Source organism: Lutibacter agarilyticus (assembly GCF_900188235.1).
Classification (GTDB): domain Bacteria; phylum Bacteroidota; class Bacteroidia; order Flavobacteriales; family Flavobacteriaceae; genus Lutibacter; species Lutibacter agarilyticus.
The window spans coordinates 251,380-268,700 of record NZ_FZNT01000002.1 but is presented as its reverse complement, the minus strand read 5'-3'; the positions used below and the strand labels follow the sequence as shown (position 1 = coordinate 268,700).

17 protein-coding genes are annotated in these 17,321 nt (G+C 28.4%); 15 read left to right on the top strand and 2 right to left on the bottom strand.

Annotated features, from left to right (window positions below):
- Window positions 1-27 precede the first annotated feature (27 nt).
- The 15 genes from CHB67_RS03865 (at window position 28) to CHB67_RS03800 (ending at window position 13,212) form a co-directional block, all read left to right on the top strand.
- Window positions 28-360, top strand: coding sequence for a type II toxin-antitoxin system RelE/ParE family toxin (locus CHB67_RS03865; RefSeq protein ID WP_089380429.1), 333 nt, complete (start codon window positions 28-30; stop codon window positions 358-360).
- 10 nt (window positions 361-370) lie between these two features.
- The gene (locus CHB67_RS03860; RefSeq protein ID WP_089380428.1) at window positions 371-1,462 is read left to right on the top strand and encodes an ImmA/IrrE family metallo-endopeptidase; all 1,092 of its coding nucleotides are present in this window, start codon (window positions 371-373) and stop codon (window positions 1,460-1,462) included.
- 801 nt (window positions 1,463-2,263) lie between these two features.
- On the top strand, window positions 2,264-3,142 hold the full coding sequence (locus tag CHB67_RS03855) for a leucine-rich repeat domain-containing protein (RefSeq protein WP_245813418.1): 879 nt from the start codon (window positions 2,264-2,266) through the stop codon (window positions 3,140-3,142).
- A gap of 20 nt (window positions 3,143-3,162) precedes the next feature.
- On the top strand, window positions 3,163-3,783 hold the full coding sequence (locus CHB67_RS03850; protein WP_089380426.1) for a CatB-related O-acetyltransferase: 621 nt from the start codon (window positions 3,163-3,165) through the stop codon (window positions 3,781-3,783).
- A 62-nt stretch (window positions 3,784-3,845) separates the two neighbouring features.
- Window positions 3,846-4,577, top strand: coding sequence for an NAD(P)-dependent oxidoreductase (locus CHB67_RS03845; RefSeq protein WP_089380425.1), 732 nt, complete (start codon window positions 3,846-3,848; stop codon window positions 4,575-4,577).
- Window positions 4,578-4,721: 144 nt separating this feature from the next.
- Window positions 4,722-5,450, top strand: coding sequence for an alpha/beta fold hydrolase (locus tag CHB67_RS03840; protein WP_317045692.1), 729 nt, complete (start codon window positions 4,722-4,724; stop codon window positions 5,448-5,450).
- An 11-nt stretch (window positions 5,451-5,461) separates the two neighbouring features.
- Window positions 5,462-6,163: a hypothetical protein gene (locus CHB67_RS03835; protein ID WP_089380424.1), complete on the top strand. Its 702-nt coding sequence runs from the start codon at window positions 5,462-5,464 to the stop codon at window positions 6,161-6,163.
- A gap of 52 nt (window positions 6,164-6,215) precedes the next feature.
- Window positions 6,216-6,362: a hypothetical protein gene (locus CHB67_RS17155; RefSeq protein WP_176461207.1), complete on the top strand. Its 147-nt coding sequence runs from the start codon at window positions 6,216-6,218 to the stop codon at window positions 6,360-6,362.
- A gap of 21 nt (window positions 6,363-6,383) precedes the next feature.
- A complete protein-coding gene (locus CHB67_RS03830) occupies window positions 6,384-6,953 on the top strand; it encodes a hypothetical protein (RefSeq protein WP_089380423.1) in 570 nt (189 codons plus the stop codon).
- Between the two features lie 118 nt (window positions 6,954-7,071).
- Window positions 7,072-7,668, top strand: coding sequence for a hypothetical protein (locus tag CHB67_RS03825; protein WP_089380422.1), 597 nt, complete (start codon window positions 7,072-7,074; stop codon window positions 7,666-7,668).
- Window positions 7,669-7,861: 193 nt separating this feature from the next.
- A complete protein-coding gene (locus CHB67_RS03820; protein ID WP_089380421.1) occupies window positions 7,862-8,953 on the top strand; it encodes a sensor histidine kinase in 1,092 nt (363 codons plus the stop codon).
- A complete protein-coding gene (locus tag CHB67_RS03815; protein ID WP_317045688.1) occupies window positions 8,937-9,662 on the top strand; it encodes a LytR/AlgR family response regulator transcription factor in 726 nt (241 codons plus the stop codon). Before CHB67_RS03820 ends, CHB67_RS03815 begins: the two co-directional genes overlap by 17 nt.
- Window positions 9,663-9,780: 118 nt before the next feature.
- A complete protein-coding gene (locus CHB67_RS03810) occupies window positions 9,781-10,401 on the top strand; it encodes a hypothetical protein (RefSeq protein WP_089380420.1) in 621 nt (206 codons plus the stop codon).
- A gap of 32 nt (window positions 10,402-10,433) precedes the next feature.
- On the top strand, window positions 10,434-12,659 hold the full coding sequence (locus tag CHB67_RS03805; protein WP_217900249.1) for a CocE/NonD family hydrolase: 2,226 nt from the start codon (window positions 10,434-10,436) through the stop codon (window positions 12,657-12,659).
- Between the two features lie 28 nt (window positions 12,660-12,687).
- Window positions 12,688-13,212 carry a GNAT family N-acetyltransferase gene (locus CHB67_RS03800; RefSeq protein ID WP_089380419.1) on the top strand — a complete coding sequence of 175 codons (525 nt, stop codon included), beginning with the start codon at window positions 12,688-12,690 and terminating at the stop codon, window positions 13,210-13,212.
- 452 nt (window positions 13,213-13,664) lie between these two features.
- On the opposite strand, the gene CHB67_RS03795 is transcribed toward CHB67_RS03800, so the two are convergent.
- Together CHB67_RS03795 and CHB67_RS03790 are read right to left on the bottom strand one after the other, a co-directional pair.
- The gene (locus CHB67_RS03795; protein ID WP_089380418.1) at window positions 13,665-14,282 is read right to left on the bottom strand and encodes a DNA-binding response regulator; all 618 of its coding nucleotides are present in this window, start codon (window positions 14,280-14,282) and stop codon (window positions 13,665-13,667) included.
- A gap of 40 nt (window positions 14,283-14,322) precedes the next feature.
- Window positions 14,323-17,253: a ligand-binding sensor domain-containing protein gene (locus CHB67_RS03790; protein ID WP_176461206.1), complete on the bottom strand. Its 2,931-nt coding sequence runs from the start codon at window positions 17,251-17,253 to the stop codon at window positions 14,323-14,325.
- Window positions 17,254-17,321 lie beyond the last annotated feature (68 nt).

The window sequence follows — 17,321 nt, the reverse complement described above, 5'->3', positions numbered from 1 at the left end:
AGTGTTAATAAAAATATTTATATTTGCATGAAAATTACATTTGACGATAACAAATTAAAAAAGTACGCTAATGATGATAGGTTGGCTGAAAGAAAATTAGGAAAGCGTGAAGCTTTACTATTTAAACAACGACTTGATGAATTAGAAGCTTCACAAACTTTAGAAGATGTTAGATATTTACCAGGCAAATACCATGAATTAGTTGGCAATAGAAAAGGGCAATGGGCTTGTAACTTAGTTCATCCTCATAGATTAATTTTTGAACCTCACGAAGACCCAATCCCTACCAATGAAGACGGTCAATATTTATGGATTGAGATAAAAGGAGTTGAAATAATAGAAATTGAAGATTATCACTAAAAAAGGAAAAATGACTACTACCACACAATATTACCCTCAAACTGTTTCACACCCCGGCACAACTTTAGTTGAAATTTTGGGAGAAAAACAAATGGGTTCAAAAGAATTTGCTGTTAGAACTGGTAAACCCGAAAAAACAATATCTGATGTTTTAAATGGTAAAAGTGGAATTACACCTGAAATGGCAATTTTATTTGAGCAAGTATTAAAAATTCCTGCACATTTTTGGATTAACAGGCAAAGAACTTATGACGAATATTTAGCAAGAGTTGAATATAAAAAAACAATAGAAGAAGGGATTGAATGGATTAAAACTTTTCCTTACGCCAAAATGGCTTCATTGGGTTGGGTTGAACCAACGCTTAAAAAAGAAGTTAAGGTTATTAATTTGTATAATTATTTTGGAGTGTCTAACATAAAAGGTTATTATGATTTTTATCATCATCAAAAATTGTTAGTAAATTTCAGAATTTCATTAAAAAATAATGAAAATTCAGGTGCTATTGCAGCTTGGTTAAGACAAGGAGAGATAGAGTCTTGTAAATTAGATGTGCCTAAATTTGATAAAAAAAAGCTAATAAAACTACTTCCAGAATTAAAAATGATTATGGCATTTCAACCAAATGATTTTTTTAGTCAAATTCAGAATTTATGTATGGGTGTTGGTTTAAAAGTGGTACATACGCCCTGCTTGCCAAAAGCACCAATTCATGGTTCAACAAGATGGTTGGGTGATATTCCTCTAATTCAATTAAGTGGGAGATATAAAAGGAATGATATATTTTGGTTTACATTCTTTCATGAAATAGGACATATTTTGCTTCATGGGAAGAAATATATTGCAATTGAAAATATTAAGTATGATGGAGAAAATCAAATCTATGAAGAAGAAGCAAATAAGTTTTCTGCAAATTTATTATTAAGCAAAGAGCAAGAAGCAGAAATATTATCTAATCGAAGATTAAGTGAGGGTGATATTATTAATTATGCTGAAAAGTTTAATACGCATCCAGCCATTATAATTGGACGGTTGCAATATTTAAAATTAGTTCCCTTTGGATTGGGGAATAATTTATTTAATTCAATTGATTTTTGCTCATAGAGAATAAATCTTGGATTTTTGTATCACACAAAAGTGCCTAGCTATTCATTACGCTTTAGTGTTGCACTCAAAAAAAATATATTTAGCCTAGACATTTGCTCTAGGCTTTTTTTTTGATGAATAGTCAAATTTTTTATTGGTAGATTGTCAGAATATAGAGTTTTATCTTTCCCATAAAAATGATGTTTACGGTGCTAATATGGTACTTGTTGTTTGTTAAATATTTGTAAATCAGCGTATTTAAGTTGATTAAAAGTGCCCGCTCGAGGCGCATGTTAAACCTGATAGTTAAAAGACTATCAGGTTTTTATTTTTTAATAATCTTTATAAGATTAACGTATTTAGTAATATAATCGAATCCTGTTCAGACTCTGTTTTTGATTGAAAATGTGATTTTTCAATATTGTTAAAAACTAGCATTTTAAAATTAATCGGTAGATTACCTTTTACTTGGGTAGTTAAAAAGAGTTTTCTAGCCCACAGTCTATGAAGTTTAAAAATTGGATTAGCTTATAAAAGTGTTAACGTATACATTATTTTAACGTTCAATAGTTTTTATCTGCGCTTCTGTACTTTCTGTTTTTTTATGGATGAATATTTTTTTTCTTTGAATCGGAAATAAGTATAAATATCAACAAAAAGTCTATTCTAAACATCTCCTAAATTGGGGAAAACTGCTGCAGAGTAATTGTTGATTGAAAATAAAAACTGTAACAATTTAATTATAAAGAAGTCTTATATCAAAAGATCCTAAAAAAAACTAAATCTAAGATGAAAAGTATAAAAATAATATACATAATAATGCTACTGACACTTTGTGTCTTTGCATCTTGCCAAAGCAACGAAGATGAAATTGAAAGGACTGCTTATTTGAGTATTCCAGATAATCATTTTGAAACTAAATTAATTGAGCAAGGTATAGACTCAGACGGTATTGTTAATCAACAAATGTTAAAGTCTGATGCCGAGACAGTAAGTATTTTAGATTTAAACCTTTTCGATAATTTTGGTGAAATTAGTAATTTAACTGGCATTGAGGGGTTTGTAAACCTTACGCTACTGTCCGCGGCTAACCAAAAAATAGAAACTATTGATTTAAGTAATAATATAAAGTTAGATACTTTAAATATGCTTGGAAATTATTTAACCAATATTGATCTAAGCAACAATACAAATTTAGTTTTTGTAGATCTTCAGTCAAATGGATTTAACTCATTTAACGCTATTAGTGGACTCGCAGATATGACAAATTTAAAAGAATTGGATTTGTCATGGAATTACTTGAAAGAATTTAATATTCATAATGAATCATTAGAGGTTTTACACATTAGTCATAATGAATTGAAATCGATAAATACAAATGGAGCTGTAAATCTAAGAAACATTTATATGCCACTTAATAAACTTGAAACAGTAGACTTTAGTACCAATATAGCATTGGAAACCTTATTAATTGCTGGAAATAAACTTCAATATATTGATCTTGAAAGTAATACTAGTTTAACTCATCTATATATTTCAAGTAATTCACTAACCAGTCTCGATGTGAGCAACAACCTAGAATTGGTAGATGTAAGATTGGATAGAAATCCTGATTTAACTTGTATTAAAATTCAGAATAGTCAAAATCCATATATTATGAAATCTGATTATCAAGAATTAAATATTAACTGTAATTGATTTTACTAAAACATAAACAAATGATAGGACCTGATAAGAACAATAAGTTTCCACTTGATAATTATAAAAGACTCTGTTTTTTGAAAAACATAATTAAAAACCCAAATATTATAGTTGGAGATTATACGTATTATGATGATTTTGAAAATGTTGAGAATTTTGAAAAGAATGTAAAATATCATTTTGACTTTACTGGTGATAAATTAGTAATTGGAAAATTTTGTATGATAGCTTCAGGAGTTAAATTCGTTATGAATGGAGCCAACCATCTTACAGATTCATTATCAACCTACCCTTTTGCCATATTTGGAAATGGATGGGAAAAAGCAATGGAAGGAAAACTTTATCCAAACAAAGGTGATATTCTTATCGGAAACGATGTTTGGCTTGGATACAATGCAACAATTATGGCAGGAGTGAAAATTGGAGATGGAGCTATAATTGCAACAAATTCAACAGTAATTAAAGATGTAGCACCGTATACAATTGTAGGTGGAAGTCCAGCAGCTGAAATTAAAAAACGTTTTCCTAAAAAAAACATTGAAAAAATTTTAGAATTGAAATGGTGGAATTGGAGTATAGAGAAAATAACAGCTAATGTTGGAAATTTAACAGATGATAATATTGAACAACTGCAATAAATAATTTTAATGAGTGTAATAAAAAAAAATATACCGGTCATTAAGAAAAAAAATATAATAACATGATAGTTTTAGTAGTAGGAGCAAATGGTGCAACAGGAAGTAAATTAGTTGAACAACTTCTTATTCAAAAACATAAAGTAAAAGTAATTGTAAGATCTCCTAAAAAATTACCTGAATTATGGAGGGATAATGATTCGATTCAAATTATATCTGCGAGTGTATTAGAATTAAGTGATATAGAAATGATTGAAATTGTTAAAGATTGTCATGCAGTAGCTTCTTGCCTTGGTCACAATTTAACTTGGAAAGGAGTTTACGGGCAACCAAGAAGACTTGTTACAGATGCTACTCAACGATTATGCAGTGCCATAAAATCAAACAATCCAAGAAAACCAATAAAGTATGTTTTAATGAATACTACAGGAAATAGAAATCGCGATTTAAATGAGCCTATCTCTTTTGCTCAAAAATGTGTTATTGGTCTTCTTCGTTTGTTATTGCCTCCACATGTAGATAACGAAAAAGCCGCAGATTATTTAAGGGCTCAAATTGGTCAAAACAATGATTTTATTGAATGGGTTGCAGTGAGACCAGACAGTTTAATTAATGAGAAAGATGTTACCAGTTATGAGATACACACTTCACCTACAAGAAGTGCCATTTTTAATGCAGGTAAAGTTAGTCGTATAAATGTTGGTCACTTTATGGCTAGTCTAATCAATGATAACAACTTATGGGCTAAATGGAAAGGACAAATGCCAGTAATCTATAGCAAATCGAAAAAAGATTAATTCTAAAAGCATAAAATGGAAACATTATATAAGTCTGATACTGGAAAGTCTGAAATTTTAAACCTTTATGATGAAAAACTAAAGGATTTAAATATAGATTACCAATATAAAGAAGTTTAAACCTCTTTTGGTAAAACCAATTTAATTATTACCGGTGATGCATCAAAACCACCAATATTAATTGTTCATGGTTCAAATGGCTGCGCGCCTATTGCTTTAGAAACTTATTCAGGTTTAGAGTCTCATTTTCAAGTTTTTGCAGTTGATGTATTGGCACAACCTAATAAAAGTACAGAAACGCGATTGTCAATTAAAAATGAAGATTACGGTAAGTGGTTGCACGAAGTGATTGCTATTTTAAAGTTAAAAAATGTAACTCTTGCTGGGTTTTCATTAGGTGGCTTGGTTATTTTAAAGGCTTTAGAGTTTAAGGATGAAAATGTAAAAGAAGTGTTTTTAACAGCTCCTGCATATCTTGTAAATGGAAATCCCTTAAAAGCGCTATTAAAAGTATTCATACCTATGAAACGCTATATAAAATCGCAAAAAATAAAGTATGTAGAGCGTTTTTTAAATGAACTGTTTACTGAAAGAGATGAGTTTGCAATACAATTCCTCTCCAAAGTATTCTTGCATTTTAAAATGGATTTTACACCTGTGCCCGTTATTAAAACACAAGCAGCCAAACCTATAAAAACACCAATAACTATAATTGCTGCAAAAAATGACTTAATGTTTCCTAGTGAGAAGATGATAAAGCGTGCTAAAAAAATATTTCCATCATTAAAAAATACAACACTATTACTTGAACAATCTAAACATGTACAAAGTAGATCAGACAATAAGAAAATAGTAGAAATCATCAAAAAATAAATTAAACGAAAATGATGAAATTATCAATTAAAGTACTACTAATTACGTCAATTTTATTTGTTTCGTGTTCAGAAGATGAAATAGATGATGTCACGGAATGCACTGGAGAAAATTACACAATAGTAGTAAATAGATTTATAAAAAGATTAACAACAACACAAACAGGACCGTTACCTTCAATTAGAAATTATGAGTATACCTATAATACTTATAATTTATTAAGTAGTGTAAATAATTATACTTTTGATACTGAAGCACAGTTAAACTATAATTATAAATGCAGTAATGCTATTAGTACTATAGAAAATAAAACAAATATTACTAAATATGAATATTCTTATGATAGTAATAATAGAATAATTGCATACAAAACAAAAGATCGTTATTTACATGACTATACATTAAGATATGTAGATAATAAAGTTTTTGTTGAAGGAATAATTAATGTAAAGTCAAATATAGCAATTATTTTAGATACAAATTCTAATGGATTGGTGACTAAATTATCAAGAGCTGATGGTTACTCTACTTTTGATTATGATGCCAATGGAAATATGATTCATGCTAAAGATTTCAAATTAGATAATCAACTTTTACACGATTATGAAATTTTATATGATACAAGCCCAAATCCATTTTATGGACAACTTACTGCTAGTTATTTAGAGCGTTTTATTGATTATTTTAGCGATTCTGCATTTTTATGGAATTGATATTTTCTTTAGAAACAATCAATATGATTTTTCATACTTAAAAAACAATCCAATGGTATTAGAGTATAAAAATTGTACTTCTTGTTATTCAGAAGTTCTTAAAAGAACCTATGAATATGATGCGCAAAATTATCCAATTAAAATGGAAGAAAGTCATTATGGAAATCCTGTTGTTGTTTATAATTATGAATACAAATAAAAGATAAAAGTTATATTAAAAGTGGAGAAATTTAAAATAATCATAGAGCGACATATATCAGGTAAAAAGGTTTTAGGACTTTTCATTCTAACCAATGTAGTTTATGCTATTATGTTAAGCGTAACAATTCCAAAAATAATGGGGTTTTCCAAAGGAATGAAATTATTAGATATGATGCCAATAGGGTATGATTTTAATTATGTAAACCAATTGTTCAGAACTCTTGGAGAGAATGGGCGTAAAACTTATCTAACCAGCCAAATACCCGCGGATATGGTTTATCCATTACTTTTTGGAATTTCCTATTGCTTACTAATAGCATATTTTCTAAAGAAACTTAACAAAATTAATACATCATATATTTACTTGTGCTTTTTACCTGTGATAGCAGGAATTGCAGATTATCTTGAAAATATCGGAATTATTATAATGCTGAAGAGTTTTCCTGAAATTACAGAAACCACAGTTAATGTAACTAGTCTGTTTTCTGTTATAAAAAGTATTTCAACAAGTATATTTTTTATGATTTTATTAGTGATCTTAATATTCCTTGGTGTTAAATTAATCAAGAAAAAAGGCTTTACCAATTAAGGAGATAACTAATATAAAAATAAGGAACATTCACTGATTTTTGGCATATGATTTGCTAATACCCATTCATATTTAATAAACTAAAATTTAACTAGTATAATTTTAACAATAGAAAAAAATGAAAAACTACAAGATTACAAAACTAATTATTGCCCTTTGTTTATTTTCAGTAATTGCAAGTTGCGATACTGACAACGACGATCAATTCACTAAAACAGCGGTTACAGATTTTACAAAAGAAGAATTAATTAAACTACATGGTGGTTCCGAGAAATCTTGGAAATTAACAGAAGTAATTCTTCCTGAAAAATATAAAGATCATCCAAACCTATTGAACAACACATGTGTTGCAGATGACACGTTTACGGTTTCGGCATCAACTTCAACAACATACGAAAGTGTAGAAGATATTATAATTGAACTTGGTGAAATTCGTTGTTTTGACACCTTTAGCGAGGCAGAGCGTTTTGAAGGCAAGTTGTTGTACGTGCCCTATAAATTTAACGGAATAGATGTCGTTGAAACTACATTGATTTTAAAGAGCTGTAGCATTGAAAACATAGTAGACGAGAATGGTACCGAAGGAACATTTACAAAATGTGATCAAGATGCTTTTCGTTTGGTTGAACTTACTGACGATAGAATGGTTTTTTCAAATGCAGCATACATAGGAGAATATACTTTCGGCTATGTATTTGAAAAGGCGGATGAATAATTTATGGGTAACATTTGCTTTATCAAAAATTGGTATAAGAAAATCCATTTGTCATTTCGATAAATGGATTTTTATTTTTAAAAATTTAAAGAGAAGATCAATTTTAACATTTTAAAGAACACTTAAACCTTCTTTTCTACGTACATGTACTTTTCCTTTCCATGTTTAAAAGAAATTTGTTCCTTTGTAAAGAATGGATATAAGTAGAAAAAAAATTGAAAGTAATATTCCAATTTCTCTCTATTGGAGATGTCAATTATTAGGATGGAGTATCGTTTCTATTTATTGGGCATATACAGTATATACAAGAGATAATTATGGAGCTTTTTATACGTTACTAAATTATGCATTAGACATTTTTATAGGAATATTTTTAACACATATGTACAGACGATTTGCCCTAAAAGCAAAATGGAGTAGCTTACCTATAAAAAAATTACTAATCCGTTTAGTGCCTGCTATACTTATATTAGCTGTTTTATATGTAGTAATAAACAATTTAAAATGGTATACCTACTGGACTATCATTGCAGGCGAGGATGAAAATTTATTAAAATCTATTATTTACTGGGATCCAATATTACTAACAGGGTTAAGATTAATGTCTATCTGGATTTTAGCGTATCACTTATATCATTATTACCAAAAAGAAGTGGTTACAGCCAAAGAAAACTCTCAATTATCTATTATAGTTAAACAAGCCCAGTTAGATAATTTATCGGCTCAATTAAATCCACATTTTTTATTCAACTCCTTAAATTCTATTAAATCATTAGTGATAGAAAACCCTAAGGTTGCAAGAAGAGCCATTGATTTATTATCAGATTTGTTGCGTTCATCATTATATGAAAAAGACAAAGATTTAATAAGTATTAAAAATGAACTTTCTTTAGTTTATGATTATATTGAATTAGAAAAAATGCGCTTTGAAGAACGACTTCAACTAAAAACCAATATTGATAACGACCTCATTAATTATAAGATTCCTACGTTAAGTATTCAGTTGTTAGTAGAAAACGCTATTAAACATGGAATCGACTTAAAAGTTGGTGGTGGCATTATTTTCTTGAAAATTAAAAAGATGGATAACAATATTTATATTACAGTTGAGAATCCTGGAAAAATTAATAAAAATAAAAGTGTTGGATTGGGTTTAGAAAACTTAAAAAAACGATTAGAGATTCAATATAAAGGTGAGGCTAGGTTTAGTTTAAAAGAGATTGATAATGACCTAGTCTGTGCTGAAATAATAATTCCAATGAATATAGATGATGAAAAGATATAAAACCATAATCATTGATGATGAACGTTTAGCAAGAGAAGAAGTAAAACGCGCATTAGAAAAACATCAAGAGTTTGAAATTATTGGAGAAGCAAGTCATGTAGATGAGGCAATATCTTTAATTGAAGAATTAAAACCAGATATTTTATTTTTAGATATTCACATGCCAGGTAAATCTGGATTTGATTTATTGGAAGAATTAACAAATGTACCAGACGTCGTTTTTACAACAGCTTATGATCAATATGCTGTAAAAGCTTTTGAGATGAATGCTCTAGATTATTTAGTAAAGCCTTTGAGAGATGAACGTTTTTCTAAAACTATTGAGAAGGTCAAGGTAGAATTATCTAAAAGGGTAATATCGGAACCAACAACCCTGCCAATGCATCAAAAGATATTTATAAAAGATGGTGAAAAATGTTATTTTATTCCTTTAACGAATATTCATTTTATTGAATCTTTAGAAAATTATGCACGCCTTTATTTTGGTTCAGATAAAGCGATGATTAAGCGTTCTTTAAATTTATTAGCAGAGAAATTAGACCCTAAAGTCTTTTTTAGAGTTAATCGAAGTCAAATAATTAACATACATTACATCAAAGAGATTCACCCATACTTCAATAATAAATTGCAAATTATATTAACTACTGGAGAAAAAATAGAAGTGTCTAGCAGGCAATCTGTTAAGTTTAAAAACTGGAATAGTTTATAAAGAAATAACCTTATAGTTTTCTAACGTTCATTTGCATTTATTTACGCTCTTGTACTTTTCCTTTTTTGATAGAGACAGATACCTTTTATTTGTGTTATAATTATAAACAATAAAGATTATGAATCATTTTAAAGCATCAATATATATAACTAAACTTATCTATTTAGGATTAATATCACTGGTGTTTTCTTGCGATGAGAACACTTCAATTACAACAAAGCAACCAACGGTTACAGATTATTCAGTTGGAGAAAAATGGATTTGGAAATATAAAGGCGTAACAACGGAAGGCGTGGTTCGTTCAGATGGAAAAGATACCAGAAAAATAGTTAGTGAAGATGGTGTTTTATATATGTTAATTGAAAATGACACAATTCCAGTATCAGACATTGTAAAACCAGAAGAAAGCGAAACACCAAAATATAAATGGCCTTTAAAAGTTGGTGAAAAATGGAAATATGAAAAGAATTGGACAAGTCAAGATGGTACCACAGGAAAACAAAGCCAAAATGTTGAAGTTTTATCATTTAAAGAAGAAACGGTAGAAGGAGGAACATTTATGGCTTACACAATAGAATACAAAGGAACAATTTCAAATTCAAGAGGTTACAGCGCAAAAGCAAATGAAGTTTGGTTGTACGCTCCAGAAGTAAAAAACTTTATTAAAATGACTCAAACTCAAGACGACTTTTTGTATGTAGAGGAATTAATAAAGTATTCAAACTCAAGTAATAATTAACATAGTTTACTGTTAATTTTCAAACAAAAACAATGAGAAAATCAATCCTGTTATTATTTTTTACAGCTATTAGTATTGCTTCTTTTGGACAAGAATTGCCATTTAAGAAAGTAAACCTATCAGATTCGGTAGCACTTGCAGATCAGATGCAACAATTAGCTGTATTATGTGACACTCAAAATTTATCAGAATTAGACTTATTTAAATTCCAGTTAATTAGAGGTAATTATAGTGATGCATTGGTTACTGTAAAAAAAAGAATAAAAGAAACACCTATTGATCAAAGACAGTATTTAGATATATACATGCATTATGTAGAGGCTAAGTTTTCTGATAACTTTAAAGAAAGTTTTAGAAAATCTTATAGAAAGTACTTAGATAACTCTAATGATACACAAGTTATCAATTTAGATAAAGCATTGGTAATTAGAGATCCTACAGATTATTATATTAGTAATTTTAAAAATACATATAATGCTATTAAATCTGAAAATATATCACAATCAACAGCCAAGAATTTGGTGAAAAAATATTTTTTAAGTATTGTATTTTCATCAACCAGAGCTATTTTCTTTGAAGAAATAAAACAAGATCATAAACGTAGATATGTTGTAAATGATAGTATTGTAATTCCAATGAAAGATGGGGCAGAAGTCTCTATAGTTTTAGTTCAAAGAAAAGGAAATATAACCAAAAAAATATCTGCCATATTAGCTTTTTCTATTTACACAGGAACCAATGAAGCTGCTGCAATGTTATCAGCATCTAAAGGCTATATTGGAGTTATAGCTAATACAAGAGGAAAAAGATTGAGTAAAAGTGAAATAAAGCCTCTTGAATATGAAAACACAGATGTTTATGAAGTAATTGATTGGATTAGTAAACAATCTTGGTCAAACCAAAAAGTAGCCATGTTTGGTGGTAGTTATAATGGTTTTACACAATGGGCTTCTATGAAACACAAAGTGCATCCAGCATTAAAAACCATTGTTCCAATGGTGGCTATTGCTCCAGGGATTGATTATCCGATGGAAAACAATGTACTACACAATTATTCGTACTCTTGGAATTTTTATGTAACCAATAATAAGTTTTTAGACTTTAAGGCTTCAAATGATTTTAATCGTTGGAATGCCTTAAAAAATACTTGGTACAAAACCGGAGTTGCATTTAATAAGTTAGATAGTTTAGATGGGCAAGTAAATAAATTATGGAACACATATATGCAACATCCTAGTTATGATGATTATTGGAAAAAAATGATTCCATACAAAAAAGAGTTTGCAAAAATTAACATTCCTATTTTAACAATTACAGGTTATTATGATGACTCACAAAGAGGGGCAATGTATTATTACAATGAACATCATAAATATGCGAAAAATCCAAATCATTACTTATTGGTTGGACCATATGATCATTGGACTGCACAAACAAAACCAGAAGAAAGCTTAAGAAATTATAAATTAGACAAAGTTGCATTGATAAACATTGAAGAAGATATTATTTATCAATGGTTTGATTACATTTTAAATGGAAAAGAAAAACCTAGTATTTTAAAAGATAAAGTAAATTTTCAGGTAATGGATACAGATACTTGGATGCACAAACCGAGTTTAAGTGCCATGACCAATGATACATTAACGTTTCATTTAAGCGCTACAAAAACAGATAATTTTTATGCTTTAAAATCGAAAGCTAATTCTTCTAAAATTGAAATGACTGTTGATTTTAAAGATCGAGAAAATATGAATAATACTGAGTATTATCCTTGGCCTTTAGAAAAAGACAACATCAACTTAAAAGACGGTTTAATTTTTAAATCTGAAGAATTAAATGAAGATGTAATTATAAATGGATCTTTTTTAGGAAACCTTGAGCTTTCAATTAATAAAAAAGATGTAGATTATTCTGTTATTTTATACCAACTAACTCCAGAAGGAAAATATTTTCATTTAAGCTATTATATTGGTAGAGCTAGTTATGCAAAAGATAAAGAGCATAGAAATTTATTAACGCCAAATGAAATGACTCAAGTTTCATTCAGTAATTCTAAATTAATTAGTAAGAAAATAAAAAAAGGAAGTCGGTTTGTAGTTATTGTAAATGTAAATAAAAACAACAATGCACAACTTAATTATGGAACGGGTAAAGATGTAAATGCAGAAAGTATAACAGATGCTGAAGTTCCGTTAAAAATAACCTTTACAGGCAATAGTAGTATTTCTTTACCTATATGGAATTTCACAAAGGAATAGTATATATAGATTCGTAAATAGTAACTCAATGAACTTAATTAGACTAAGAAATATTTCGGATACTTATTTCCAAGAAGCTTGGCAGCTATACGAAGAGGCATTTCCTTTTGAAGAAAGAAGAATATTGGATGACCAAATTTCTGTTTTAAAAAATAGCAAGTATCATTTTGAAGTTGTAATTAATGAAAATCAATTCATTGGTTTTATTTTATGGTGGGATTTTGAAACCCTAAAATATATAGACCATTTTGCAACATCTGCAGAACAAAGAAATAAAGGCTATGGGAAATTAATTCTCAATGAGTTTATTAATGATAATAGCAAACCAATTTTACTAGAAGTTGAATTACCTACATCAAGTACTAATCAGCGAAGAATTAAGTTTTACGAAAGAATTGGGTTTAAACTTAATCAACATCCTTATGAAGTTCCTAATGCAAAAATAAACGAGCCTCCATTACCGTTATTACTAATGTCATACCCAAACCAAATAACTTCAAAAGAAGTTGATCTATTCATTAGAAAATGCCACCCTATTATTTTCAAATTCTAATCATTTCATACACAAATAAAAACCAAAATAGTATGGCTATAAAAAAGCATACTCCTAAACTGGAGTTACTACATTTACTTGGACAGTATTTTAAGACTGTTTAACTAAAAACAAATATCTTAGAATTATGAAAAAACGACATTCCAGATTGAAATTGATATTTTGGTAGAGTTTGGCGACGATTTATTTATAGTTAAAAAAATAATAATTCAGAAAATTTTGAGTGTTATTCTCAAGAAATAAACAATCTCTTTTCTTTCAATTAAATGGTACTAATATGGTATTTGAATAAGTATAAAAGACTGATAAACAGAAATATAGATATATAAAAAAGTACCCACTCGAGGTACTATAAAACCTGTTAATTATTTGATTAACAGGTTTTTTGTTTTTTAAAGTTTATAAGTGATTGAGACATAAATCATCAGCAAAAAGTAAACTGATTTAAAATTTTATTTAAATAATTTCAATAACTGAGTTGAGATTGTAAAATTTATCAACTCTCCAACAGTTGTAAGATTTAATTTTTTTCTAATATTTTTTTTATGTTGCTCTACTGTATGATTAGAAATATTTAGTTCTTCTGCAATTTCCTTAGTTATTTTTCCAGAAGATAAAGTAATAAGTACTTCTTTTTCTCGAATTGTTAAAAGCTCTAATTTAGATGTATTTTCTTCATTTTCTGAGATTTTAATTGATTGTTTATTAAAGTTTAATAAAGCTAAATTTATTGTTGTTTTTAGCTGGTTATTATTGAAGGGCTTTAAAATATAAGCAAATGGCATTGTTCTTTCAGCACGTTTAATAAAATCTAAGTCAGAATATGCTGTTAAATACACTACAGGTACTTTTTTTATTTTGCTAAATTCAGTAATGATTTCAATACCGTCTTTTTTGCCATTTAGGTTAATGTCAGATATAATTAAATCGTAAGAATTTTTTACAAATAAATCTAATGCAGAATCGTAATTTCTAGCATAGTGTACTAAAGCAAAGTTGTTCTTACTTAATAAAACTTTAATATCTTTTGCAATAATAAATTCATCTTCAATAAGTAAAATTTCAATCATCTAAAGGAGAGTTGCTAAAAAATAATGAGTAAGTTAATAATTATATTGGAATTTCAATAATGTTTTCTGTGCCTTTTGTTGAGTTTATGGTAATTGTGGCATTTAATTGATTCACCATTTCAGTTACCAATTCAATTCCTAGAGATTTTGGGAGTACATCTTTTTGAAGTGAATATCCTTTACCATTATCACTAATAATCAGTCTTAAAGTGGTTTTGTTAAATTTACAACTAATACTTAATTTATTTTCTGGCTTAAAATCATCAAATGCATATTTTGTAGTATTGGTAATTAATTCATTCAATATTAAACCTATCATAACGGTGTTTACTTTTTTAATGTACACATCAGCTAAGTCATAAATAACAGTGAAATTCAGTTTTTCATCATCTGAAAGTGCTGTTATGATACTTTGAGACAATTCCTTAATAAATTCGTCAATTTTTATAGTTTCTTTCTCAATTGTCATTTTACTTTCAAGATGTGCAATTGCTAAAATTCTGTTTTTAGCAATCTTTAAAGCGTCAATAGCTTCTTTATTGTCTGATGTATTGGCCTGAATATTCAATAAGCTTGAAATGATTTGAAGATTGTTTTTTACACGATGTGTTAACTCTCTCATTAAAAATTTAATGCTATCTCGCTGTTTTTCTGACTTATTGTAGGCTAATTTTAAGGCTTCATTTTTACCTAATATCTCTTGTGTTCTTTGAGTAACTATTTTTTCTAATTTTAGTTTGTCTCTCTTAAGTCTAGTAGTTTTGTAGAAATAAAAAGAGATACCACTCAGTAAAAAAAGTATGACAAAACTAAATCTAAATAGCGTGGTTTGATACCAAGGAGGGATGATAACAATAGCTATAGTTGCTGGGACATCATTCCAAACACCAACATCATTACTGGCTTTCACTTTAAATGTGTATTTGCCTGGGTTTAAGTTGGTATATGTAGTATTTCTAGAGTTCGTTATAGGTCGCCAATCATTATCAAAACCTTCCATCATATAGGTATAACTGCATTTTTCTGGATTTAAATAGTTCAGGGCTGAAAAGTTAAAAGTAAGTACGTTTTCATCACTTTTAAATGCTAGCACGTTCTTATATAATTCATTTTTTTGTAGTGGTTCGTTGAACAAATCAACAGATTCTATGTAGATCTCAGGGATATTTTGGTTTTCCTTAATATTAGTAGCTTTAAAAATATTTATCCCAGAAATTCCACCAAAGTAAAAGTTGTCATGTTGATCTTTATAGCCAGCTTTCCCGTTGAATTCATTGTTTTGTAAACCATCACTAGTTGTATAGTTTTTAAATTTATTTGTTTCGGTGTTTAAAACAGAAATTCCATAATTTGTACTTACCCATATATCATTGTTTTTAGCTATTAAAATAGAATATATAAAATCATTAGGTAACCCTTTTTGTTTATAGAAAAGAGTTGTTTTATGCTGTTGAATATCTAATTTTGTCAAGCCCGTATTCGTGCCTATCCAAATATTTCCGTTGTAATCTTCTTTAATATTAAAAACCCTATTTCCACTTAATTTTTGGTCTAATGCACCTTCTTCGTTATAGTTTTGAATAATACCAGATTTAGATATTTTAAATACACCTTGGTCAGTTCCTAACCAAATATTTTTTTTGGAATCTATTAAAGAGGTCCTGGCTCTATTAATTCTTTTACCATTAATAAAAACTTCTTCAAAGTTTTCGTTTTTAATGTCAAATTTGTGAATTCCTCCAGCCCAGGTAGCAACCCAAAGAGTATTGTTATCAATAGGTATAATATCTACAATATCATCATCAGGTAAATTATTTTTCGTGTTTTGAATTTTAATGAATGAATCAGTATTAGCATCATATTTCAATAAACCGGTTGTAAAACCACCGCCCCAAATAGTATTGTTTTTATCTTTTGTAATGGCATAAATTAAAGGGTCTCCCTCTGTAGCATAAAGTTTAAAATTTTTGTTTTTATGAAAATATTTTACAATACCATATTTGGTTCCAATCCATAAAGTAGAATCTTTTCCTTTTAAAAATTGAAAAGAACTTATATTATTCATTAATGGATATTCTTTTAATGAAAGTTTTATGGTATTAAACTTTTTTTGAAAAGAATTGTAATGATACAATCCTTCACCATCTGAGCCAAACCATAAGTTCCCTTTTTCGTCATTTATAATTTGGTTTATGTCAATTTTTTCTTGAAGTTTATTTTCGTTTATTTTTAAAACAAAAGGGGTGATACTTTCTTCCAAAATATCATATAAAAACAATCCTTTGTCTGAGCCTATGTAAAATTGATTTTCCTGTAATTTATTAAAGCAATTAATTGAAAATGTAAGTGGTGTTTTACTAATTTGTTGATTTAAAATGTTATAAATAAACAATCCATTTTCAGTTCCTATATATATGTTATTGTTGTTTTTATAAAAGCATTTGATATTTTCACCTTCTAGAGTGGTTGTTTTTTGAACATCATAAGTTTTGGTATTAAGTATTAAAATTCCAGTAGTGTTTGCTAACCAATAGTTGTTAATGTCTATTTTTAAAATGGCCGAAATATAACTATCTTTCGTTGTTTCTGGCAACTTAATTATTTTACTGTTTTTAGCAGGCCTGTTAAAAAGAATTAAATTGTTTTTAACAGAAAAGAGTAATTCTTTTTCATCAAGAGGCATTATTTTATAACTGATGTTTAAATCTATATTTTCATTTTTTTTGATACTAAAAAATCGATTTTCAGAAGGGACAAATCCCAAAATACCCTTCGAGTTTGTAGCAACCCAAAGCGTATCTTTTGTAAAAAGCAATCCTCTTACATGGTCATCTTTTATAGAGCTACTGTCTAACGGATTGTGTAAATAAGTCTTAAACTCGTAACCATTAAATCGATGTAAACCATCTTCTGTTCCAGCCCATAAATAACCTAATTCATCAAGCGCCATATCTTTTACATTAAGTTGCAAAAGGCCATGTTCTTGACCAATGTAGTTCACATGCAGCGTGTCTATGGGCTTAATTGTTTGAGAACTTA